Source organism: Dyella ginsengisoli LA-4 (genome assembly GCF_000334915.1).
Classification (GTDB): Bacteria; Pseudomonadota; Gammaproteobacteria; order Xanthomonadales; family Rhodanobacteraceae; genus Dyella_A; species Dyella_A ginsengisoli_A.
The window spans coordinates 128,099-147,954 of the sequence record NZ_AMSF01000033.1; the positions used below are offsets into that span (position 1 = coordinate 128,099).

Sequence of the window (19,856 nt, forward strand, 5' to 3'; positions counted from 1 at the left end):
GGGGCCGGCCACGCGATCGCGCGGACGCGGGGGCGTCCGCACCACCGAGGGGGAACCACCATGCATCTGCACACATCCCGCGGCCTGCGCGCCCTGGCGCTGGGCATCTTCCTGGTGTTCGCCGGCACCGCCGGCAACGCCCGCGCGGCCAGCAACGACAACAACGTGGAGTGGAACGGCCTGTTCCACGACCAGGGCCCGCTGTTCGACAGCGCACCCGAGCCCACCGCCACGCAGCCGGTGACGCTGACCTTCCGCACCTTCAAGGGCGACATCACCAGCGCCAACATCAAGTACTACGACAGCGGCGACAGCCAGTTCCACTGGGTGCCGATGCACTGGGCGCGCAACGACGTCACCGGCACCTTCGACTACTGGCAGGGCACGATCCCGGCCTCCGGCTCGGAGAAGTACTACCGCTTCCAGATCAACGACGGCAGCAAGACCGTCTGGTACAACGCGCAGGGCATCTGGGACAGCGAGCAGCCGTTCGGCGACTTCTTCATCATCCCCGGCTTCAAGACGCCGGACTGGATGAAGAACGGCGTGATGTACCAGATCTTCCCGGACCGCTTCTACAACGGCGACCGCCACAACGACGTGCGCACGGGCGAGTACTGCTACAAGGGCCACTGCACCGAGAAGCATCCGTGGGGCGCCAGCGTGTTTGCCTCGCCCGGTGGCGACAACAACCTGGTGTTCTTCGGCGGCGACCTGGCCGGCATCGACAGGAAGCTCGGCTACATCAAGCGCACCGTCGGCGCGGACATCCTCTATCTCAACCCGATCTTCCTGGCGCCCACCGTGCACAAGTACGACGTGGCCGACTACTACCAGGTGGACCCGGCCTTCGGCACCAACGGCGAGCTGCACGAGCTGATCGAGAACGTGCACCGCCGGGGCAACGGCCCACGCGGCCGCATCATCCTCGACGGCGTGTTCAACCACACCGGCGACACCAACAGGTGGTTCGACAAGTACGGCGACTGGCCGACGCCGGGAGCCTACGAGTCGCAGGCAAGCCGGTGGTACCGCTACTACACCTTCCAGCAGTGGCCCAATACGTACAGCAGCTTCTTCGGCTACGACACCCTGCCCAAGCTGGATTACGGCGCGCCCGGATCGGCCGTGCGCCAGGCCATCTACGGCTCGCCGCACTCGGTGGTGCGGACCTACCTCGGACCGAAATGGCGCATCGACGGCTGGCGGCTGGACGCCGCCGAATACATCGATGCCGGCGGCAACGGCGGCGACGACGACACCAACCACCAGATCATGCGCGAGCTGCGCCAGGCGGTGAAATCGACGAACCCGGACGCCGAGATCCTCGGCGAGTACTGGGGCGTGGCCGGCCCATGGGTGGACAGCGGCGACCAGTGGGACGGCGCGATGAACTACAACGGATTCACCGACCCGGTGTCGCGCTGGATCACCGGCGAGGACGAGGGCGGCAACCCGAACGCGATCGACACCACCACCTTCGACGCCTGGCTGCACGGCACCCGCGCCGACATCCCCGGCAACGTGCAGCAGGTGATGACCAACTTCCTCTCCAGCCACGACATCCCGCGCTTCGCCACGCGGGCCGGCGGCGATGTCTGGAAGACCTACCTCGCGCTGATCTTCCAGATGACCTACGTCGGCACGCCAACCGTCTACTACGGCGACGAGTACGGCATGCAGGGCGGTCCGGACCCGGACAACCGGCGTACCTTCGACTGGAGCCAGGGCACGCTGGCCAACAGCGCGGTCGCCCTCACCCACCGGCTGACCGCGATCCGTGCGGCCTACCCGGCGCTGCGCACCGGTTCGTTCATGACGCTGCTCACCGACAACGCCGACAAGCTCTACGCCTACGGCCGGTTCGACGCCACCCATCGCATCGCGGTGGCGCTGAACAACGACAGCGTCGGGCATGCGGTCACACTGCCGGTGTGGCAGCTCAGCGTGGTCGACGGCAGCACGCTGACCGACCTGCTCAGTGGCCAGCGCTACACGGTGCAGGGCGGCCAGGTGACCGTGCAGGTGCAGGGCCACTTCGGCGCGATCCTCGCCCAATGACGCCCGCGGCGGCGATGGGCGGCCACCACGCCGTCCGTCGCCGCCATTCCGCGGGGCATCAGAGCAGTCCCAGCACCAGCGCCTTGGACACCGCCTCGGTTTTGTTGGCGGCGCCCAGCTTGGCGATGCAGCGGTTGATGTGGAAGGTCACCGTGCGCGTGCTGATCGCCAGGATCAGCCCGATCTCGTCGGCGGTCTTGCCGGCCGCGCTCCACAGCAGGACCTCGCGCTCGCGGGCGGACAGCGGCTCCATGACCGGCTGCGCCACGTCCGGCAGCAGCGAGGCGACGCCGTGCATCGTATGGGCCAGCCACAGCAGGCGCATCTCGCTCTGCTCCAGCTCCCCTGCCGACACCGCGACCCGTTCGCGGGCCACCGTCAGCAGCCCCACCGTGTGGTCGCGGCCACGCGAGCTGACCGCCCAGCCGTGGTTGATGCCGAACGAGCGCGCCTCCTCCCAGAACTCCGGCAGGCGCTCCACCGAGCGGTCGCTCCACACCACCGGCACGTCGCTGGCCAGGGCGTTCTGCACCAGCGGATCGCGCTCGAGGTAATTCTGCGCCATGTAGCGGTCGAGCCAGGCCTGGGGGTAGGTGCTGCCCCAGTAGACCGCCGGCTGCGCGATCGGCAGCGGCTGGCGCAGGACGTAGGAACAGTGGTCGAAACCGAGCTCGCCGGTGATGTCGCGCAGCACCTGCACCAGCGACTGCATCGACGACCGTGCATCGCCGAGCCGAACCATGCACTGCTCGCGCCACTGCGCCACCGTTGTCGCTCCGCGCCGATGCCGACGCCCTGTAAGAAATGACAGTTTCGCCCGAAAGGGTATCCGATCTCCAATAGCGACGGCCTGATCGTGCCCTAAGTCCGGGATCGGATTCCCGTCGACGCCGCAGGCCGTTACGGGGGAAGGGATCAGGGACCTAGATCCACGGATGGATACCCCTCTTTCCGCCGCGCCCCGCCTCCCACCCCGGTCGGCGCCGCCCGCCGGGCATGAATACGTATGCAAGCGCTGGCTGCTGCACCGCGATGCTACCTAGCATCGGGGGGTTCGGCCGCCCGCGGCCCGGGCGCATGTTGCATGCGCAGCATGCGGGGGATGCCGCGACGTGACATACCTGCCGGCGCGACCAACGCACGAGGAGAAACCGCCATGAAACCGATCCTCCCCCTCGCCGTGCGCGGGGTGTCCGCATGCTGACCACGCTGCTGGCCGCCTCGCTGGCCGCCGCTACCGCGGCCCCGGTCGGCCCCGTCTGGCACGACGGGCTGGACTGGCACGGCGTCCATGTCGGCATCCAGCAGGATGCGCAGGGCGCCTACACCCTGGCCTGGCCGTTCGGCCAGCGCGTGATCGGCCCGCAGCCCTTCGCCGCCGACACCGCCAGTCCGCTGTTCGACGGCCTGTACGCGATGGCGCAGGACGACCTGAAGCAGGACTCGGTCACCGCGATCCGTGACGGCGCCTTCGACCACGGCCAGCCGATCCCCTGCCACTGCTTCGAGACCGGCCTGAAGTGGCCGTACGTGTGGACCCGCGACCTGTCCTACTCGATCGACCTGGGCCTGTGGCGCTTCGACGCCGACCGCGCCCGCAACGGCCTGAAATTCAAGCTTTCCGACGTGCGCGTACCCAGCGCACCGCAGGGCCTGTACGTGATGCAGGACACGGGCTCCGGCGGCAGCTGGCCGATCAGCACCGACCGCGTGGTGTGGTTCCTCGGCGCGCAGCACCTGCTGGGTGACAAGGCCTTCGCTGGCGACGTGTACAAGGCGCTGGGCGATACGCTGGCGCAGGACCGCCAGTACGCCTTCGACCCGCAGCTGGGCCTTTACCGCGGCGAGACGTCCTTCATGGACTGGCGCGAGCAGAGCTACCCGGCCTGGACCTTCGACGAGGTCACCTTCATCGGCCAGTCGTTCGCGCTGTCCACCAACGTGCTGCACTACCAGGCGCTGCAGATGGCCGCGACGCTGGCGCGCCAGCATGGAGACACCCAGGCAGCCGGCCGCTTCGCCGACCAGGCGAAGTCACTCAAGGCCGCCATCAACGCCCGCTTCTGGCGCGCCGACCGCGGCATGTACATGAGTTTCATCGGCGGCGACGGCACCCCGAACGACACCTACGACCTGCTCGGCATCGCGCTGGCGGTGACCAGCGGCGTGGCCGATCCGGCCCGCGCCGCGCAGACTCTGGCCAACTACCCGACCTGGCCGGCCGGCAGCCCGGTGATGTGGCCCGAGCGCCGCGACCAGCCGATCTACCACAACCGCGCGATCTGGCCGTTCGTCAGCGCCTACGCCATGCGTGCCGCGCGCGAGGTGAACCAGCCCTCGCGCATCGCCCACGAGATCGAGTCGATCATGCGCGGCGCCTCGCTGTACGGCTCCAACCTGGAGAACTACGAGCTGCTCACCCAGGGCCAGCACGTCGACGAGGGCAAGCTCAGCGGCCCGGTGGTCAACTCGCCGCGCCAGCTGTGGTCGGTGGCCGCGTACATGGCTGCGGTCACCGAGGGCGTGTTCGGGCTGGAGCCGGACGGCACGCTGGTGCCGAAGCTGCCGGCCTCGCTGGTGCCGATGCTGTTCGGCGACCGCGACAGCATCTCGCTCGCCCTGCCCGGCCGCCATATCACGCTGAAACTGCCGTCCGCGCGCGACGGCAACCTGCTGGTCGCCGACCGCATCACCACGCAGGGTGACCACACGATCGTGCTGCTGAAGGCCGTCACCGTGAAGGACGCCCCGCTGCGTACCGACGCGCCGCTGTACGCGCCCGAGGCGCCGCCGGCGCCGACGCTCGTCGCCGGCGGCAAGGCCTGGAAGGTGCAGGCGGACGGCAAGGTCCGGCTCTACGTCAACGGCCACCGTGCGCAGGCGATCGACGGTTCCGGCACGTTGCCACGCACCGGCATGCTGACGTGTGTCAGCGCCACCCGCGTCGGCGATGACGGGCTGGAATCACTGCACAGCCCGGCCGTGTGCGGCGACGAAGGCAAGCCGGTGGAAGGCGCCTGGCCGCGCCACTGGACCGCGCCGGCCAGCGGCGCCTACCGCGTGTCGCTGGACTACTCGAACGACCACGGCCCGATCAACACCGGCATCACCGCCGCAGTGAAGATGCTGGCGATCCGCTGCGACGGCGCCGCCGAGCAGCGGGTGCCGATCGTGATGCCGCACAGCGTGCGCGAGCAGCGCTCCACCTGGGGCCAGTTCTCGGCCAGGGCCGGCGCCGCCTGCACGTTCACGCTGGATGACGGCTTCAACATGAGCTACCTCGGCCACTTCGCCCACTACACCGGCGGCGTGGGCGGCAGCGAAGGCCCGCTCAACGCGGCCGACGTGAAGGGGATGGTGATCGCGCCGCTGGGCGCCTCTGCGGACAAGGGCAACGCACGATGAGCAAGGCGAAACCGGAACTGTCGTTCTGGCAGATCTGGAACATGTGCTTCGGCTTCCTCGGCATCCAGTTCGGCTTTGCGCTGCAGAACGCCAATGTCAGCCGCATCTTCCAGACGCTGGGCGCGAACGTGGACCAGATCCCGGTGCTGTGGATCGCCGCGCCGTTCACCGGCCTGATCGTGCAGCCGATCATCGGCTACCTGTCCGACCGCACCTGGAACCGCTTCGGCCGGCGCCGTCCGTACTTCTTCGCCGGCGCCGTGCTGGCGACCATCGCGCTGATGGCGATGCCCAACTCGCCCACGCTGTGGGTGGCGGCCGGCCTGCTGTGGATCATGGACGCCTCGTTCAACGTGTCGATGGAACCGTTCCGCGCCTTCGTCGGCGACCAGCTGCCGCCGAAGCAGCGGCCGCTGGGCTATGCGATGCAGAGCGTGTTCATCGGCGTCGGCGCGGTGGTCGCCTCGTTCCTGCCCTACGTGCTCACCCGCTTCGGCGTCGCCAACACCGCACCGGCCGGCGAGGTGCCGCACTCGGTGATGTACTCGTTCTACGCCGGTGCGGCGGTGCTGCTCGGCGCGATGCTGTGGACCATCCTCAGCACCCGCGAGTATCCGCCGGAGCAGCTGGAATCGTTCGCCGACGCGCATGTCAACGAGACGCCCGTCGTGGTCGGCAGCGCCTGGAAGGTCGGCACGCTGTTCCTGGCGCTCGGCGCACTGATGCTGGGCTTGATCCAGCACTACGCGCTGGAGAAGGAGCTGTACCTGCTGGCCGGTGGTCTGGTCGGCTTCGGCGCACTGTTCGTGTGGCTCAGCCGGACCACGAGCCAGGGCGCGCTGCGCCAGATCATGGGCGACCTGTACGGTATGCCCCGGCCGATGCGGCGGCTCAACTGGGTGCAGTTCTTCTCCTGGTTCGCCATGTTCGCGATGTGGATCAACACCACGCCCGCGGTGGCCGAGCGTTTCTACGGCAGCACCGACACCACTTCGGCCGCCTACAACGAGGGCGCGAACTGGGCCGGCGTGCTGATGGGCACCTACAACGGCGTGGGCGTGCTGGCCGCCATCGTGATCCCGCTTCTGGTGCGTGCGATCGGCCTGCGCATGAGCCACCTGGTCAACCTGTGGCTGGGCGGCATCGGCCTGCTTTCATTCCTGCTGATCCGCGATCCGCACTGGCTGGTTGCCTCGATGGTCGGCGTCGGCTTCGCCTGGGCGTCGATCCTGTCGCTGCCCTACGCGATGCTCTCGGACAACCTGCCCGCCGCGAAGATGGGCATCTACATGGGCATCTTCAATTTCTTCATCGTGATTCCGCAGCTGATGGCCGCCAGCGTGCTCGGCGTGCTGCTGAAGCTGTTCTTCCACAACCAGCCGATCTGGGCACTGGGCCTGGGCGGCGCCAGCCTGCTGGTCGCCGGCCTGTGCACGCTGCGCGTGCCGCGCCCGGAAACGGCCTGATTTCGCCTGACCGCATGTAGGAGCCCGCTCGCGGGCGATGCTCTTGGCTTCTTGCTTCGATGTGGATCAGGAGCAAGAGCATCGTCCGCGGGCGGGCTCCTACAAAAAGACACCGCACCACGGAAACCGGACCATGATCGCCAAACGCCTGCTCCCCGCCCTCGTCGCCACCCTCGCCTGCGGGCTCGCCCACGCGGCCGCGCCGGCCAAGGCGCCGGTCTTCGTCGGCACGGACGCGCCGATGGCGTCCAACGCGATCTACTTCGTGCTGACCGACCGCTTCGTCGACGGCGACACCGCCAACGACCACCGCGACCAGGGCGGTGCGCATCCGACCTGGGACATCCCGGTGCCCGGTGCGCCGAAGGGCGAGAGCGCGAACATCGGCTACCTCGGCGGCGACTTCAGGGGCGTGCTGGACAACGCCGGCTACATCAAGGGCATGGGCTTCGGCGCGGTGTGGATCACCCCGATCGTCGACAACCCGGACGAGGCCTTCACCGGCGGCGACCCGGTGAGCTGGGGCTCGAAGTTCACCGACCGCGGCAAGACCGGCTACCACGGCTACTGGGGCGTGAACTTCTACAAGCTCGACGAGCACCTGCCGAGCAAGGGCCTGGACTACCGCCAGTTCACCGCCGGCATGCACAAGGCCGGGCTGAAGGTGGTGCAGGACATCGTGCTCAACCACGGCTCGCCGGCGTTCACCATGCCGGTGAAGCAGCCGCAGTACGGCCAGATCTTCGACAAACAGGGCAAGCTCGTCGCCGACGAGCAGAACCTGCCGCCTTACCAGCTCGACCCGGTGCGCAACCCGCTGCACCGCTTCTATCACGCGTACGACGACCTGGTGCAGCTGTCCAACAACGACGACCAGAACCCGGCCGTGCTCGACTACTTCGTCGGCGCCTACCTGCAGTGGATCGACGAGGGCAGCGATGCGTTCCGCATCGACACCATCAGCCACATGTCGACCACGTTCTGGAAGCAGTTCAGCGCACGCATCCGCGCCAAGCACCCGGGCTTCTTCATGTACGGCGAGGCGTTCGACTACAGCCCGGACAACATCGGCAAGTTCACCTGGCCACAGAACGGTGGCATCAGCGTGCTCGACTTCCCGCTGCGCGGCCGCATGGGCGACGTGTTCGAGCACCCGGACAGCGATTACGCGCAGATCCTCGACCGCCTCTACCTCACCAACGGCCCGTACCAGAACCCGTACGAGCTGGTGACCTTCTACGACAACCACGACATGGCGCGGTTGAACGCCACCGACGCCGGCTTCATCGACGCCAACAACTTCCTGTTCACCGCGCGCGGCATCCCGGCGATCTACTACGGCTCGGAGATCGGCTTCGAACGCGGCAAGGCCGAGCACCAGGGCAACCGCAACTACTTCGGCCAGCAGCGCATCGACAACGCGCCGAAGAGCCCGATCTACCAGCACCTCAAGCGGATCGCCACGCTGCGCGAGAAGATGCCGGCGCTGCAGCGGGGCCTGATGCTGCCGATCCGCTTCGCCGGCCAGCAGGCGTCGTTCTACCGCGTCTACCAGCAGGGCAAGGTGCACCAGATCGCGCTGGTGCTGCTGAACAAGGGCGACCAGCCGGCCAGCTTCCAGGTCGGCCAGTGGCTGCAGTCCGGCACCTGGCAGCCGCTCCTCGGTGGCGGCCAGCCGGTCGCCATCGGCGACGGCGGCACGCTCGACGCCACCGTCGCGCCGCATGACGTGCAGGTCTACCTGCTCGATGCCCGCGTCCGCCGCCCCGACCTGCTGGCCGAGCTGACCCGGCTGCAGGAAGAGCGTGGGCATCCGGCCCGGTGACACGGCATGCCGGAGATCGCCTTCCGGAGTGACAGCCAAACCCTCTTCATCACGCCATGCGGCGGCCGCAGAATGCGGTAGAACCCGGGCAACCGATGACCCGTAACCATCGCCGCCGACGCGGCGATGGTCTCTCCCAGCGAAAGGAGTCGCTATGCGTTTCGTCGTGCCTGTCCTTCTCGGCTGCATGCTCGTTCCAGCAATCGCATCTGCAGAGGACCTCGGCCTTTGCTACCGCGGCTGGGATGCCACCGAGGCCGGTCAACACCAGCGCGCCATTGAGCTTTTCCGCACGTGCATCAAGGAAGGCCACCTGCAGCAGGCGTCACTGGCCCAGACCTATCGAAACATCGGCATTGCCTATCGGCGCAATCATCAGCCTGCTGAGGCCGTCACCGCGTTCAACCAGTCGATCGCTCTGCATCCGGCGGATGTGGAGGAGGATTACATCAACCGCGGCAATGCGTACGACGATCTCGGCGAGACAACCCACGCCCTGGCCGACTACTCCAAAGCACTGGCCATCGCCCCGGCCAATGGCGAGGCCCACTACAACCGCGGCATTGCCTACGAGCGTATCCGGGCGTTCGACAAAGCGCGCGCTGACTTCATTGCGGCGTACCAGGCCGGGCTGAGGACCGATCTGCTGTTCGAGCGCCTGAAAATCTATGGGCTCGTCGAGACCAACCCTCACCCCGCGCCTTCACCGGTCCAATGACCAGGCTGGCTCGCCGAGGAGCTCGCAGTCAGTCAAGAACCGGACTTTCCTGAAATTCAGCTCAGTCAGGCATCGGTCTTGTCGGGGTCTAGCGGGGCCCCTCCCATCCACGCGGGCGAGCCATCATTCCCGCGCCGTTTTGCCGGACGAGCAGCGCCGCCGTGCGACTGTTCCGATCCTGCGTCGACCCGAGGCGAGGTCCCGACTGCGCCTTCCATGTTCCGGGAGGGTGCACGGAGCACCGGGCGTCCCGGCGGCCGCCGGCTTGTGGGCATGCGGAGCCTCCGCCCATACTCCACGCCCCGGCCTGCCCCGCGCCGCGCCCCTGCCACGTCCGACGAGCCCTGCCCGATGAGTACCTTCCCGCCCTGTCCGCAATGCCAGTCCGCCTATACCTACGAGGACCGCAGCCTGCTGGTCTGCCCCGAGTGCGGCCATGAGTGGAGCGCGGGTGAACCGGCCGCGGAGGCCGACACGCGCGTGGTGCGCGACGCGAACGGCAACGTGCTCAACGACGGCGACACGGTCACCGTGATCAAGGACCTGAAGGTGAAAGGCTCCTCGCTGGTGGTGAAGGTCGGCACCAAGGTCAAGAACATCCGCCTCGTCGAGGGCGATCACGACATCGACTGCAGGATCGACGGCATCGGTCCGATGAGCCTCAAGTCCGAATTCGTTCGCAAGGCCTGAGCCCGTCGACAGGGGAGCCCGTTTCAACCACAGTGCCCTCAACCGGGACGGGAGGATGGATCGGTGCCACGCACGCGCTTTTCGAAGGCTACGCTGTCAGGCCTGCTCCTCGCAGCCATCGCTGTGTTCGTCTGGCCCGCCCAGGCACGACAAGCCCGCGACCGTGCGGTCATCGTCGACCGCGATGACGCCGGGATGCTGGCCGCCATCGAACACGCGCGATCGACCCTCGACAGCTTCCTTGCGCTGCATGCCCACCCACCGGCCGGAGCGACCGGCTTCAAGCTGAAGGTGCGGTTCCCTTACGCCCAAGGCTCGGAATACATGTGGGTCACGCCGTTCACGGAGGTCCCGGGCGGCTTCGTTGGAACGCTTGCGGACGAACCGCGGTACGCGACCGATCTGGCGAACGGGCAACAGGTCCGCTTCACCCGCCGGGATATCTCCGACTGGGGTTACGTGCAGGATGGCCGGCAAAAGGGCAGCTTCACCGTGTGCGTCCTGTTCAGGCACATGCCGAAGGCCGAGGCCGACAACTACCGGCGGGATTACCATTTCGACTGCTGATCGCAGCCATCGGCCGGCATATCCGGGGCAAGGGATGCCGCAAACCGTCAACCGGACAGGCGCTGCACGCCCGCGACCTTCGTCGCGCCAGCCCTCACCGCAGCCGGCCCGGGGCCCCCGTTGCGGCAAAGGTCGCCCCGGCGAACCGGGCTAGCCGGACACCACGCGGTTTCGACCGGCGCGCTTGGCGGCATAAAGGGCGTGATCGGCCCGTCGCACCAGCCCCTCGAAACTCTCGTTGCCCTGCCATGGTCCGGTGGCGATCCCCACGCTGGTGGTGACGCCCACGTCGCCGACCTGGCTGGGCACCGGGCTGCCGGCCACGAGCGCGCGGATCTGCTCGCCGACCGCCCCCGCCTGGCAGCCGGAGGCGGTCCATACCAGCATGAACTCCTCGCCACCGGTGCGGGCCACCAGGTCGCCCGGACCGGACCCCGCGTGCAGGCGGCGTGCGACTTCGGCCAGCACCTCGTCACCCACCTGATGGCCGAAGCGGTCGTTGATTCCCTTGAATTCGTCCAGGTCCAGCACCGCCACTGCCATGTCGGGACGGGCGTGCTGGGGAAACGGCGCCTGCATGATCCGCTCCAGCCGGGAGCGCAGGCCGCGCCGGTTGAGCAGACCGGTGAGCGGATCGAAATCGGCCAGCTTCGCCACCTCGTCGCGCAGGGCGCTGTTCACCAGCACCAGCATGGCGAAGCCCTCGGCCACCACCAACAGCAGGGTTGCCATCAACCAGTGCTCGTTGGCCACGTCGAGCTGCGCCATCGACACGCCGACGGGCAGGATCGAAGCCGCCCGGGCCAGCGCGACCAGCGCCGCCATGCCGAGCACCACCCCCATCAGCACCAGCGCGCCGCCCCCGCCTGGTTGACGCGCCCGCCAGGCGATCCACGCGGCATGCGCCATCACCAGGCCAGAGACGGCCTGGGTGATCGACAACGACCACCACAGCGATTGCCCGGTCGCGAGCAGGGTGTAGGAGAACGCTGCCATGACACCGAACACCGACGCCATCGCAAGCCAGCGGATGCGCTGCCCCAGGAAAGCCTGCATGCCCGCCAGCACCAGCAGGGCGTGCACGACGCCTCCCAGGTGCCCGGGAGGTTTGGACGCCTGCAAGCCCCACAGCTCGGCGATGCCGGGCCGGACCGCCTGACTGACCAGCGATGCCATGAACGCCCCCGACCACAACCACAAGCCCGGTTTGCGGGTGGTCCAGCCGCCTGCCAGCGTGAACAGCGCGGTCAGCCCGGACAACGCCAGGTAGACGCTGAGCAGCGTGTCGGTATCGAGCGTTCCCAAGCGATTCCCCCCGGTCGAGGTACCGGCATCATGCCCGCAGTTTCATGGCGAAGGGAACGGTGCCGGCGCCGGTTCGCGCGGCCGGTCGAGACGCATCCCCGGCCGCACGACGATGCCCGGCAAGCCGGAGCGGCTCGCGGCGCCTAGCGTCCGAGACCGCGCAGGAAAGCCTCGAAGCTCTGCAGGTTGGCGGCGTAGCCTTCGGGATCGCGCGCTTCGACCAGGGTCGATGCTCCGTGGACGCCGGCCCTGGGACGGTAGTCGGTGATGTTGTCGCCGTGCGCCTTCCGCAATACCTCGGCCACGTTGCCGGCCTCGGCCGGGTCGGTGGTGATGTAGAACGGGACCGTCACCTGGGCCGCCGCGTCCTTGATCAGGTCGTGGTCGGCGAAGTACTCCCCCGGAGAGAAGCTGGCGATGGCGGTGAGCCCCGGCGGATGGCGGGCGGCCAGCAGGATCACCAGCGCCGACGAATACGAACTGCCGACGGCGATGATGGTGCCGTAGTGCCGCTCCCGCGCCCAGGCCAGTGCGGCATCCAGGTCGGGCGCGGCATCCAGGTAATCCGCGGACCGGCCCAATGCCTGCACCGTCTGGTTGTGGCCGCCGAACAGGTCGCCACCGGATCGCTGGTCGATCGCCAGCGTGTCGTAGCCGAGCCGGTTGAGCCGGGCAATCAATGGATCGTATTCGTGCCGGCTGCCGCGGGCCTGGTGGAACAACAGCAGCACCTTGTCGTTGTGCGGCCGGGCCGGGCTCAGCGTGCCGTAGACGCTGACGCCATCGGCGGCGCGCAGGGTCACCGCCTCGCCGGCGAGTGCGGAGCCCGATCCGAGCAGGAACAGCAGAATGCCGATGAGACGAACCGTGCGTGCGTGCATGGGCGGGCTTCCGTGAGGCGATGGGATCGGTCCGCCGCGGCTGGCGGCGGCGGGCCATGCCGAACTTACTCCAGTTGGAATGGCCGCGGCTTGCCCGGTCCCGTCCATTCGCTGGCTAGGCGGCCACGGTGACCACCACCTTGCCGTTCGCAGCGCCCTCCTCGATCAAGCGGTACGCCTGCTCCGCCGCGGCGAGCGAGAACTCGCGCGGATCCAGGCGGGTGCGCAGCTGGCCCCGGCCGGCCAGCCGCGCCGCCTCGCGCAGGATCTCGCCATGGTGCGCACGTCCCTCGCCGGTCAGCAGCGGACGCAGGGTGAACACGCCCGAATAGGTGGCGGCGCGGAACGACAGCGGCGCCAGCGCATGCGTACCCCAGCCCAGCGCGCTGACCACATGGCCGTGATACGGCTTCACCGCCTCGAACGAGGCATCCAGGGTCGCGCCGCCGACGGTGTCGTAGATGATGTCGAAGCCCTCGCCGCCGGTGTGCGCCTGCACGTAGTCGGCCACGGTCGTGGTGCGGTAGTCGATCGCCGTGGCGCCGTAGTCTTCGATCGCCTCGCGGCTTTCGGCAGCGCCGGTGGCGAACACCTGCGCGCCATGCGCCTGCGCCAGCTGCACCGCGAGGTGGCCTACGCCACCCGCACCGCCGTGGACCAGCACGCGCTGCCCGGCATGCACGCGGGCACGGTCGACCAAACCCTCGTAGGCCGTGATGAAGCCGAGCGGCAACGCCGCCGCCTCACGCATGGAGAACGACGCCGGCTTGGGCGCCAGCAGCCGGGCGTCGACCGCCGCGTATTCGGCCAGTGCGCCCTGCACGCCGCCGACGCCGCCGGTCATGCCGTAGACCTCGTCGCCGACGGTCCAGCCATCGACGTCGGGACCGACGGCGACCACCGTGCCGGCCAGGTCGATGCCGAGCACGGCCGGCAGCGGCTGACGCGCGTGGGCGGCCTTGCCGGCGCGGATCTTGGTATCCAGCGGATTCAGTCCGGCCGCCGCCACACGAACCAGCACCTGGCCGGGCGCAGGCACCGGCACCGGCAGGTCATGCAGACGGAGCGCGGCGCCGGCCTGCTCCTGCACGGCGGCTTTCATGGTGGCGGGAAGAGCGTTCATGGCGATGGGTCCGTGAGAGGGAGTGGCGCCAAGGTAGATCTGTAACTTATGAATGGAAATAGACGATTTTGTTCGACTTCCATGCAAAAATGCATGCATCACCAGAGAGCACCGCCATGGAATGGAGCGACGTCCGCATCTTCCTCGCCATCGCCCGCGAAGGTTCGCTCGGTGCCGCCGCCCGGCGCGTGGGCCAGACCCAGCCGACGATGGGCCGCCGCCTGCGCGCGCTGGAGGCATCGGTCGGCCAGACCCTGTTCCAGCGCACGCCCGACGGCTTCGTGCTCACCGACGAGGGCGCGGCGGTGATGGCCAGCGCCGAACGCATGGAAGAGGAAGCGCTCGCCTTCGAACGCCAGCTGGACGGTCGCGGCAGCACGCTCGGCGGATCGTTGCGGCTGGCCGCCTCGGACTGGTTCGGCAGCTACGTGCTCACGCCCGTGCTGGCCGAGTTCGCACGACACCATCCGTCGGTGACGGTGGAGCTGCTGACCGATAGCCGCCTGTACAGCCTGGCCCGGCGCGAGGCCGATCTCGCCTTCCGCATCCAGCCGTTCGACGAACCGGACGTGATATCGCGGCGCCTGCTGCGCATGCCCTACGCGCTCTACGCGCACCGCGACCAGCCGCGCCTGCGCAAGGGTGGGCGCGGCGCCCGCCTGGTCACCATGAATGCCGCGTTCGGCGGCATGCCCGACGTCGCATGGCTGAAGCAGCACCTGCCGGAGGCCAGCGTCGCCTTCACCAGCAACAACCGCGAGGTGCAGGCGCGCATGTGCGTGCAGGGCATCGGTGCCGCGGTGCTGCCCACCGCGCTCGGCGACGCGTTCGGCGAACTGAAGCGCATCGACCTCGGCGACCCGCTTCCCTCCCGCGACACGTGGCTCGGCTACCACAAGGACCTGAAGCGGCTCAGCCGCCTGCGCCGCCTGCTGGAGCTGCTGGCGGAGCGGTTCCCGGGCTGAACCGGTCGACGATCAGATCGACTGCTGCCGGGCGCGCGCGGCCACCTGCGCATCCGCCCCGTCGTCGCGACTGACCATGGCGTAGTTGTAGCCCTGGCCCGACCAGTACTGCGCCATCAGTCCGCCGTCGCTGCGCTGGCCGGTGGGCAGCAGGTGGTTGCGGGGGCCTGGCGGGCGCACGTAGAAGCTGATCGCGTGGCCGGCCGCATCCTCGTACAGCACCATCGCGGCCGGCCCCTGGTCGGTGGCGAACAGGCGGCCGCCCACGGCATGGAAGCCGGCGCTACTGAGGTCGGGCAGGCGCGCGGCGTGCTCGAAGTGCGCGTCCAGCCAGGCCTGCATGTCGCCAGCGCGCTGCGGCACCACGTCGGGGCGCGCGGCGTGGTCCAGCGCCACCAGCCGATAGGCCGCCATCGCGTCGGCCATAGGGGCAACGGCGGCTTCGCTGCGCATGCCACGCATCTGCCAGCCACCGACGCCGCCCAGCCCGAGGCACAGCACGGCGGCGGCGGCCAGTGACAGCCGCGCGATCCGGCGCTGGCGGCGACGTGCGCGCACCACGCCGGGATGCAACGCGTGATTGTCGGGCAGCAACTGTGTGCCGCCGATCGCCGCGCGGAGCCGCTGCGCATCGTGCTGCCAGGCCCGCACCTCGGCGGCGCGCTCGGGGTGGCGCGCGAGATACCGTTCCACGGCCTCGCGCGGCGCGCCTTCGAGGCGGCCATCGACGTAGGCATGGATATCGTGTTCGCTGGGAGGTGTGTTCATTTGAGTAACCGCAACGAAGGGGTGGGTTGTTCGCCGTCGCCGTGCCGGCGCATCGCCTGGCGCGCCCGCGACAGGCGCGACATCACGGTGCCGATCGGCACCTCCAGGATGTCCGCGACCTCCTGGTAGCTCAGGCCCTCCACCGTCACCCACAGCAGCAGGCTGCGCTGCTCGGGGGTGAGGTGTTCGAACGCGGCCAATGCGGACTGCGCCAGCAGCTCGCGCTCGGCCGACGGCCACTGCGGCTCGTCGTCCTCGCGCAGGCGACCGAGCAACCAGGCGTAGCGCTGTGAGCGGCGCCGCGCGTCGAGGAACTGCCGATAGAGGATGCGGAACAGCCAGGCGCGCAGGTCGCCGTCGTCGCGCTTGGCGGCGCGCGTGGACAGCGCACGTTCCATCGTGGACTGCACCAGGTCGTCGGCGCTGGACAGGTCGCGGGTCAGCCACAGCGCGAAGCGCCGCAGGCGCGGCAGCAGTTCGCTGAGCTGGTCGTCGAAGGCGTGGATGGACATGGATCGGGCCGCGGGTGGTTTCGCCATGCAGGACGCCGCAGGAAGGAAATTATTCCATGGCGAAGGAATAAATCCGCGCGACCGGCGTCTGGCTGGAGTCCCCACCAACGCCGACCCGGCCCGGAGCGCCTTCCATGCACGATCCCCAACCGCTTTCCCACCCGCCGCGCAACGGCCTGCGCTGGGCACTCATCGCCGGCGCCGTCGTCGTGGCCGGCGGCGCCTTCGCCTATGTTGGCGGCTGGCTCACGCCGCACCGGCTCACCGCGCAGCGCCTCGTCGACGAACTGCAGCGCAACGGCGGCGGCGTGCACCCCGGCTACCGCCGCAACCACGCCAAGGGTGTGTGCGTGGCTGGCTACTTCGAGGGCAACGGCAAGGCCAGCGCGTATTCCACCGCCTCGGTGTTCGCCGTCGGCCGCACCCCGGTGGTGGGCCGCTTCGCGATTCCCGGCGGCAACCCGTACGCGCCGGACGGCAGCGTGCCGATCCGCAGCCTGGCGCTGCGCTTCAACCTGCCGAACGGCCAGCAATGGCGCACCGGCATGAACAGCATGCCGGTGTTCCCAGTGGCCACGCCGCAGGCGTTCTACGCGCTGCAGGTAGCCGGCGAGAAAGACCCGGCCACCGGCAAGCCTGACCCGGCCAGGCTGGCCGCGTTCTTCGCCGCGCACCCGGAGACCGCCGCGTTCCGCGCCTGGGCGAAGACCGCCAGGCCGTCGGCCAGCTTCGTCACCGAGAGCTATTCCGGTATCGACGCGTTCTACTTCATCGATGCCAAGGGCCAGCGCCACGCCGTGCGCTGGCAGATGGTGGCGGACGCCGCCAACGGCACTCCTGCACCGGCCGGCGACGACAACTACCTGATCCCGGACCTGCAGCATCGCCTCGCCACCGGCCCGCAGCGCTGGCATCTGCTGGTGACCCTGGCCCATCCCGGCGACCCGACCGACGACGCCACCAAGGCGTGGCCGGCCGAACGCACCACCCTCGACGCCGGCACCCTGGTGCTCACCAGCGAGCAGCCGCAGGACAGCGGCCCGTGCCGCGACATCAACTACGACCCGACCGTGCTGCCGGCAGGCATCGCCATCTCAGACGATCCGCTGCTGAGCGCACGCTCGGCTGCCTACGCCGACTCCTATCTGCGCCGCACCCGCGAGGAAGCGCACGTCCCGGGCACCACCGCGCCCACCCGCACCCAGCCGGAGGCCGCCCGATGAGCATTACCCACACTACCTTCAGCCTGCCCGCGCGCGTGCTGCACTGGGCCATGGCCGTACTGATCCTGGCGATGCTGTTCATCGGCGTCGGCATGGTCGCCACGGTGAGCGAAAAGCACTCATGGCTGCTGGCGATCCACAAGCCGCTGGGCATCGCGATCCTGCTGCTGGCGATCGTGCGCCTGGTCGTGCGCCTGCGGAATCCGCCGCCACCGCTGCCGGGAGACCTGCCGGCGCTGCAGAAACTCGCCGCCCATCTCTCGCACTGGCTTCTTTACGCCCTGATGATCGCCATGCCACTGATCGGCTGGGCGATGCTCTCGGCCGGCGGCTACCCGGTGATGCTCTCGCACAGCCTGCGCCTGCCGGCGATCCTGCCGGAGAACGCCCTGGTCTTCGCCTGGCTGCGTACCGCGCATGGCGTGCTCGCCTATCTGCTGTTCCTCACCTTCCTCGCCCACATGGGCGCGGCGCTCTACCACGGGCTGATCCGGCGCGATGGGGTTCTGCGTAGCATGGCGAATGGCCGGGCCAGAGACCCGTCACCGCTGATGCCGGATGGCGCCTGTGTGGTAAACGAGAGACTGACCGACTGATCCACGGCAGGGGAGCGACCATGGGAAATCAGGGATCGACACCGCAAGTGACCTTCGATACCGGGTTCTTCGGGATCCGGCCCGACGAGGACGAGGCCACCCACCCCGGCCGCTACGGCGAGGCTCTTGCGCGATGGATGCAGCAACGCCTGGAGGCTCGCGGCGTGATCACCGAGGGCGTGATTGCCGAGGACTTCGGCTGGCTCGTCATCGTGACCCGCAAACCGTTCCTGCTCTGGCTCGGCTGCGGCAATATCGATGGATCGACCACCGAGTGGAGCCTTTTCCCCGCAGTCGAGTCGTCACTGGCAGGCCGGCTGTTCGGAAGGCAACGCCAACGTGAGGCGCTGGATGCACTGTGGCGTCAGGTCGAGGCGATCGTACCCGGCATCCCCGATGTCGCGAATATCCGCTGGGAGTAACCACCGGCCCCTTCGACACGCCTTCCGGGCGTAAGCTGCCGGCTCCATCCCGAGGAGCCGCCCCGTGAATGCCGACGAGCTGAAGGCCGTGCAGGCCCCGCTGAAGCAGCACTACCGGGAGTCACCCGGGGCGGCACGGATCACGCTGCGCGCAGAGGGACGACTGGGTGAGGGCGTGACCTGCCGGGTGGATACAGGCCGCGCCCTGGTGGAGGCCGGCCTGCATCCCGCCACTGGCGGCACCGGCGTGGCGGCGTGCTCGGGCGACATGTTGCTGGAAGCCCTGGTGGCCTGCGCCGGCGTCACGCTCAACGCGGTAGCCACGGCGCTGGGCATCGATCTGCGCGACGCCACCGTGCAGGCCGAAGGCGACCTCGACTTCCGCGGCACGCTGGGCGTGGACAAGACCGCGCCGGTCGGCTTTACCGCGATCCGCCTGCACTTCCTGCTCGACACCGACGCCGACGACGAGCAGTTGGACACCCTGCTCCGCCTCACCGAACGCTACTGCGTGGTGTACCAGACCCTGGCAGGGGGCACACGACTGACGACCACGCGGACACCACCGGGCGACTGACTTCATCTGGACGTCCATACGTCCACACGACCCGCGCGACGCAAACACTTGCAGTGTCGCAGTCTGCGACATCCGACCAAGGTCGGGGGCCGGATTTCACGCCACTCCCTTCGTCCTGTGCCAGATTCCACGGGCCCGGCGAATGGCCGACCCGCAGTGCATGGCCCATGCCGGCGTCCATCCATCGAGGGGAGGAACATCGTGAACCGTATCCGCATGCTTGCCGCCGCGCTCGTCCTGGCGCCCGGACTGGCGCTCGCCGCCGCACCCACGCTCAAGGTCAGCAAGAGCGTCACCATCCACGCATCCGCCGCCACGGCATGGGCCAGGGTGAAGGACTTCGGCGGGTTGAACACCTGGCACCCGGCCGTCAGCAAGGACGACATCATCGCCGGCACCGACAATCATCCGGGTGCCGAGCGCAAGCTCACGCTGGGCAACGGCGGCTGGGTGCACGAGAAGCTGCTGAGCTTCGACAACGCGCACCGCCGCTTCGGCTACACCATCCTCGGCGGCGTGCTGCCGGTGAGCGACTACCACTCCACCCTGCACGTGGTCGCCGTCGGCAAGGACAGCAGCAAGGTCACCTGGTCCGGCACCTTCAAGCGCAAGGACACCAGCGCCCACCCGGCCGCCGATGCCGACGACAAGACCGCCACGACCACGATCGCCGGCGTCTACCAGTCCGGCCTGGACAACCTGAAGAAGATCCTCGAGGCCAAGTAGCGCCACCGGATGCCGACGGCGGGAAC

General features: G+C 68.8%; 19 protein-coding genes. 13 read left to right on the forward strand and 6 right to left on the reverse strand.

The annotated features are described in order from the left end of the window. The first annotated feature begins 60 nt into the window (after positions 1 to 60). Positions 61 to 2,061 (forward strand): glycoside hydrolase family 13 protein, encoded by a 2,001-nt coding sequence (locus tag C693_RS0109735; protein WP_017462081.1) that lies wholly within the window; start codon positions 61 to 63, stop codon positions 2,059 to 2,061. 58 nt (positions 2,062 to 2,119) lie between these two features. On the opposite strand, the gene C693_RS0109740 is transcribed toward C693_RS0109735, so the two are convergent. Then, positions 2,120 to 2,827: a LuxR family transcriptional regulator gene (locus C693_RS0109740; protein ID WP_017462082.1), complete on the reverse strand. Its 708-nt coding sequence runs from the start codon at positions 2,825 to 2,827 to the stop codon at positions 2,120 to 2,122. A gap of 431 nt (positions 2,828 to 3,258) precedes the next feature. Here C693_RS0109740 and C693_RS0109745 point away from each other — a divergent pair, with 431 nt between their 5' ends. From C693_RS0109745 to C693_RS0109770, 6 genes are all read left to right on the forward strand, one after another. Continuing rightward, positions 3,259 to 5,466 (forward strand): Six-hairpin glycosidase-like protein, encoded by a 2,208-nt coding sequence (locus C693_RS0109745; protein WP_017462083.1) that lies wholly within the window; start codon positions 3,259 to 3,261, stop codon positions 5,464 to 5,466. Next, entirely contained in the window at positions 5,463 to 6,932 is a 1,470-nt protein-coding gene (locus C693_RS0109750; RefSeq protein WP_017462084.1) for an MFS transporter, read from the forward strand. The genes C693_RS0109745 and C693_RS0109750 overlap by 4 nt, the downstream gene beginning before the upstream one ends. Positions 6,933 to 7,065: 133 nt before the next feature. Continuing rightward, positions 7,066 to 8,757, forward strand: a complete 1,692-nt coding sequence (locus tag C693_RS0109755; protein WP_017462085.1) for an alpha-amylase family glycosyl hydrolase — start codon at positions 7,066 to 7,068, stop codon at positions 8,755 to 8,757. Positions 8,758 to 8,911: 154 nt separating this feature from the next. Next, complete coding sequence (locus tag C693_RS22635) at positions 8,912 to 9,475, forward strand: tetratricopeptide repeat protein (RefSeq protein ID WP_017462086.1); 564 nt, start codon at positions 8,912 to 8,914, stop codon at positions 9,473 to 9,475. A gap of 351 nt (positions 9,476 to 9,826) precedes the next feature. Beyond that, positions 9,827 to 10,165 carry a zinc ribbon domain-containing protein YjdM gene (locus C693_RS0109765; RefSeq protein WP_017462087.1) on the forward strand — a complete coding sequence of 113 codons (339 nt, stop codon included), beginning with the start codon at positions 9,827 to 9,829 and terminating at the stop codon, positions 10,163 to 10,165. 63 nt (positions 10,166 to 10,228) lie between these two features. Next, positions 10,229 to 10,732: a YegJ family protein gene (locus C693_RS0109770; protein ID WP_017462088.1), complete on the forward strand. Its 504-nt coding sequence runs from the start codon at positions 10,229 to 10,231 to the stop codon at positions 10,730 to 10,732. Positions 10,733 to 10,882: 150 nt separating this feature from the next. Here C693_RS0109770 and C693_RS22640 read toward each other — a convergent pair whose 3' ends face one another. The 3 genes from C693_RS22640 to C693_RS0109785 all read right to left on the reverse strand — a co-directional run bounded on the left by C693_RS22640 (position 10,883) and on the right by C693_RS0109785 (position 14,041). After that, positions 10,883 to 12,037, reverse strand: coding sequence for a GGDEF domain-containing protein (locus C693_RS22640; RefSeq protein WP_017462089.1), 1,155 nt, complete (start codon positions 12,035 to 12,037; stop codon positions 10,883 to 10,885). A gap of 143 nt (positions 12,038 to 12,180) precedes the next feature. Further along, complete coding sequence (locus C693_RS21490; protein ID WP_017462090.1) at positions 12,181 to 12,918, reverse strand: alpha/beta hydrolase; 738 nt, start codon at positions 12,916 to 12,918, stop codon at positions 12,181 to 12,183. Positions 12,919 to 13,033: 115 nt separating this feature from the next. Next, positions 13,034 to 14,041: a zinc-dependent alcohol dehydrogenase family protein gene (locus tag C693_RS0109785; protein ID WP_017462091.1), complete on the reverse strand. Its 1,008-nt coding sequence runs from the start codon at positions 14,039 to 14,041 to the stop codon at positions 13,034 to 13,036. A 116-nt stretch (positions 14,042 to 14,157) separates the two neighbouring features. On the opposite strand from C693_RS0109785, the gene C693_RS0109790 reads away from it, so the two are divergent. Next, positions 14,158 to 15,006: a LysR family transcriptional regulator gene (locus C693_RS0109790; protein WP_017462092.1), complete on the forward strand. Its 849-nt coding sequence runs from the start codon at positions 14,158 to 14,160 to the stop codon at positions 15,004 to 15,006. Positions 15,007 to 15,018: 12 nt separating this feature from the next. Here the strand turns inward: C693_RS0109790 and C693_RS0109795 are convergent, their stop codons facing one another. Both C693_RS0109795 and C693_RS0109800 read right to left on the reverse strand, forming a co-directional pair. Beyond that, positions 15,019 to 15,774 carry an anti-sigma factor family protein gene (locus tag C693_RS0109795; RefSeq protein WP_017462093.1) on the reverse strand — a complete coding sequence of 252 codons (756 nt, stop codon included), beginning with the start codon at positions 15,772 to 15,774 and terminating at the stop codon, positions 15,019 to 15,021. Further along, positions 15,771 to 16,286, reverse strand: coding sequence for an RNA polymerase sigma factor (locus tag C693_RS0109800; RefSeq protein WP_017462094.1), 516 nt, complete (start codon positions 16,284 to 16,286; stop codon positions 15,771 to 15,773). The genes C693_RS0109795 and C693_RS0109800 overlap by 4 nt, the downstream gene beginning before the upstream one ends. A 134-nt stretch (positions 16,287 to 16,420) precedes the next feature. Between C693_RS0109800 and C693_RS0109805 the strand changes: the two genes are divergently transcribed. From C693_RS0109805 to C693_RS0109825, 5 genes are all read left to right on the forward strand, one after another. Continuing rightward, complete coding sequence (locus C693_RS0109805) at positions 16,421 to 17,509, forward strand: catalase family peroxidase (protein ID WP_017462095.1); 1,089 nt, start codon at positions 16,421 to 16,423, stop codon at positions 17,507 to 17,509. Between the two features lie 2 nt (positions 17,510 to 17,511). After that, positions 17,512 to 18,105: a cytochrome b gene (locus tag C693_RS0109810; RefSeq protein WP_430536805.1), complete on the forward strand. Its 594-nt coding sequence runs from the start codon at positions 17,512 to 17,514 to the stop codon at positions 18,103 to 18,105. 47 nt (positions 18,106 to 18,152) lie between these two features. After that, positions 18,153 to 18,527 carry a hypothetical protein gene (locus tag C693_RS0109815; RefSeq protein ID WP_017462097.1) on the forward strand — a complete coding sequence of 125 codons (375 nt, stop codon included), beginning with the start codon at positions 18,153 to 18,155 and terminating at the stop codon, positions 18,525 to 18,527. 64 nt (positions 18,528 to 18,591) lie between these two features. Next, positions 18,592 to 19,104, forward strand: a complete 513-nt coding sequence (locus C693_RS0109820) for an OsmC family protein (RefSeq protein ID WP_017462098.1) — start codon at positions 18,592 to 18,594, stop codon at positions 19,102 to 19,104. Between the two features lie 201 nt (positions 19,105 to 19,305). After that, positions 19,306 to 19,830 (forward strand): SRPBCC family protein, encoded by a 525-nt coding sequence (locus C693_RS0109825; protein ID WP_198506856.1) that lies wholly within the window; start codon positions 19,306 to 19,308, stop codon positions 19,828 to 19,830. Positions 19,831 to 19,856 lie beyond the last annotated feature (26 nt).

What these genes read in the sequence shown, in the direction of transcription:
- C693_RS0109735 (WP_017462081.1), top strand. Translation starts at nt 61, where the DNA reads ATGCATCTGCACACATCCCGCGGCCTGCGCGCCCTGGCGCTGGGCATC.
- C693_RS0109800 (WP_017462094.1), bottom strand. Translation starts at nt 16,286, where the DNA reads ATGTCCATCCACGCCTTCGACGACCAGCTCAGCGAACTGCTGCCGCGC.
- C693_RS0109785 (WP_017462091.1), bottom strand. Translation starts at nt 14,041, where the DNA reads ATGAACGCTCTTCCCGCCACCATGAAAGCCGCCGTGCAGGAGCAGGCC.
- C693_RS0109795 (WP_017462093.1), bottom strand. Translation starts at nt 15,774, where the DNA reads ATGAACACACCTCCCAGCGAACACGATATCCATGCCTACGTCGATGGC.
- C693_RS21490 (WP_017462090.1), bottom strand. Translation starts at nt 12,918, where the DNA reads ATGCACGCACGCACGGTTCGTCTCATCGGCATTCTGCTGTTCCTGCTC.
- C693_RS0109790 (WP_017462092.1), top strand. Translation starts at nt 14,158, where the DNA reads ATGGAATGGAGCGACGTCCGCATCTTCCTCGCCATCGCCCGCGAAGGT.
- C693_RS0109805 (WP_017462095.1), top strand. Translation starts at nt 16,421, where the DNA reads ATGCACGATCCCCAACCGCTTTCCCACCCGCCGCGCAACGGCCTGCGC.
- C693_RS0109765 (WP_017462087.1), top strand. Translation starts at nt 9,827, where the DNA reads ATGAGTACCTTCCCGCCCTGTCCGCAATGCCAGTCCGCCTATACCTAC.
- C693_RS0109750 (WP_017462084.1), top strand. Translation starts at nt 5,463, where the DNA reads ATGAGCAAGGCGAAACCGGAACTGTCGTTCTGGCAGATCTGGAACATG.
- C693_RS22635 (WP_017462086.1), top strand. Translation starts at nt 8,912, where the DNA reads ATGCGTTTCGTCGTGCCTGTCCTTCTCGGCTGCATGCTCGTTCCAGCA.
- C693_RS0109745 (WP_017462083.1), top strand. Translation starts at nt 3,259, where the DNA reads ATGCTGACCACGCTGCTGGCCGCCTCGCTGGCCGCCGCTACCGCGGCC.
- C693_RS0109755 (WP_017462085.1), top strand. Translation starts at nt 7,066, where the DNA reads ATGATCGCCAAACGCCTGCTCCCCGCCCTCGTCGCCACCCTCGCCTGC.